Origin of the sequence: Streptomyces sp. SID5785 (assembly GCF_009870065.1) — a bacterium.
GTDB lineage: Bacteria > Actinomycetota > Actinomycetes > Streptomycetales > Streptomycetaceae > Streptomyces.
Genome location: NZ_WWIA01000741.1, coordinates 1 through 2436 on the forward strand (window position 1 = coordinate 1; position 2436 = coordinate 2436).

At 69.5% G+C, this 2436-nt stretch carries 1 protein-coding gene; it reads right to left on the reverse strand.

Annotation, left to right across the window (positions count from 1 at the left end; genetic code table 11):
- Positions 1–94: 94 nt before the first annotated feature.
- Positions 95–2436 (reverse strand): bifunctional (p)ppGpp synthetase/guanosine-3',5'-bis(diphosphate) 3'-pyrophosphohydrolase (locus tag GTW43_RS24290; RefSeq protein ID WP_161304162.1); only part of this gene is annotated, 2342 nt, incomplete at its 5' end.

The following is a 2436-nucleotide window of genomic DNA, read 5'->3' on the forward strand; positions in this document are numbered from 1 at the left end:
CACGGCTCCCCGCCGTAGGGGCCAAGCATCATCGCCGGGTGCCGCGCCCGTCGTGGCTGGGCGCGCAGCTCCCGCGCCCCTGGCGGGGCTGTCGTTACGGGCGGCGGGCCGAGGTCACGCGGTAGACGTCGTAGACGCCCTCCACCCCGCGTACGGCCTTGAGGACGTGGCCCAGGTGTTTCGGGTCGCCCATCTCGAACGTGAAGCGGGACGTCGCGACCCGGTCGCGGGACGTCTGGACGGCCGCCGACAGGATGTTGACGTGCTGGTCGGACAGGACCCGGGTCACGTCGGACAGGAGCCGCGAGCGGTCCAGCGCCTCGACCTGGATGGCGACCAGGAAGACGGAGGACTGGGTGGGCGCCCACTCGACCTCGAGGATGCGCTCGGGTTCACGGGACAGCGAGTCCACGTTGACGCAGTCGCTGCGGTGGACCGAGACCCCGCTGCCGCGCGTGACGAAGCCGATGATGGGGTCGCCGGGGACCGGGGTGCAGCAGCGGGCCAGCTTGACCCAGACGTCGTCGACGCCCTTGACCACGACACCGGGGTCCGCGTTGGACCGGCGCTTGGAGCGGCCCCGCGACGGCGGCGCACTCTCGGCGATGTCCTCGTTGGCCGCCTCCTCGCCGCCCATGGCCTGGACGAGCTTCTGCACGACGGACTGCGCCGTGACGTGCCCTTCGCCGATCGCGGCGTAGAGCGAGGAGATGTCCGGGTAGCGCATCTCGTGCGCGAGGGTCACCAGGGAGTCGCCCGTGAGGATGCGCTGGATCGGCAGGTTCTGCTTGCGCATGGCCCGGACGATGGCGTCCTTGCCCTGCTCGATCGCCTCGTCGCGCCGCTCCTTGGAGAACCAGGCCCGGATCTTGTTGCGGGCGCGCGGCGACTTGACGAAGCCGAGCCAGTCGCGGGACGGGCCCGCGCCCTCGGCCTTGGAGGTGAAGACCTCCACCAGGTCGCCGTTGTCCAGGGTGGATTCAAGGGGCACCAGGCGTCCGTTGACGCGTGCTCCTATGGTCCGGTGGCCGACCTCGGTGTGGACCGCGTACGAGAAGTCGACCGGGGTCGCTCCCGCGGGCAGCGCTATGACGTCGCCCTTCGGCGTGAACACGAAGACCTCGTTGCGCGAGAGGTCGAAGCGCAGGGACTCCAGGAACTCGCCCGGGTCCTCCGTCTCCTTCTGCCAGTCGAGCAACTGGCGCAGCCACGCCATGTCGTTGAGGTGGTCGTCCTTGCCGGTCGACTTGGGCGCGTCGCTGCGCACCTTGGAGGCACCGGCGACGGCCTCCTGCTTGTACTTCCAGTGCGCGGCGATGCCGTACTCGGCGCGGCGGTGCATGTCGAACGTACGGATCTGGAGCTCGACGGGCTTGCCGTTGGGCCCGATCACCGTCGTGTGCAGCGACTGGTACATGTTGAACTTGGGCATCGCGATGTAGTCCTTGAACCGGCCGGGGACCGGGTTCCATCGCGCGTGCACGGTGCCGAGCGCCGCGTAGCAGTCCCGCACCGTGTCGACGAGGACGCGGATGCCCACCAGGTCGTAGATCTCCGCGAAGTCGCGGCCGCGGACGATCATCTTCTGGTAGACGCTGTAGTAGTGCTTCGGGCGGCCGGTGACGGTCGCCTTGATGCGGGCGGCGCGCAGGTCGGACTGGACCTCGTCGGTCACTATGGCCAGGTACTCGTCGCGCTTGGGCGCGCGCTCGGCCACGAGCCGCACGATCTCGTCGTACATCTTGGGGTAGAGGATCGCGAAGGCGAGGTCCTCCAGCTCCCACTTGATGGTGTTCATGCCCAGGCGGTGGGCGAGCGGCGCGTAGATCTCGAGGGTCTCGCGCGCCTTCTTCTCCTGCTTCTCGCGCTTGAGATAGCGCATCGTGCGCATGTTGTGCAGGCGGTCGGCGAGCTTGATGACCAGGACGCGCGGGTCCTTGGCCATGGCGACGACCATCTTGCGGACGGTCTCGGCCTGCGCAGCCTCGCCGAACTTCACCTTGTCCAGCTTGGTGACGCCGTCGACGAGCAGCGCGACCTGGTCGCCGAAGTCCCTCTTGAGGGTGTCCAGGCCGTACTCGGTGTCCTCGACGGTGTCGTGCAGCAGTCCCGCCATCAGCGTCGCCGGGTCCATGCCGAGCTCGGCGAGGATCGTCGTGACGGCGAGCGGGTGCGTGATGTAGGGGTCGCCGCTCTTGCGCTTCTGGCCGCGGTGCCAGCGCTCGGCGACCTGGTAGGCGCGCTCGATCTGGCGGAGCGTGGACGTCTCGATCTTGGGGTCGTTGCTGCGCACTATCCGCAGCAGGGGCTCCAGGACCGGGTTGTACGGGTTGGAGCGCTGCACGCCGAGACGGGCGAGGCGGGCGCGGACCCGGTTGGAGGAGCCGGAGCGGGCCGGCGGGTTCGCCGTGGGGCGGACCGCGGGCGTGGCCGCGG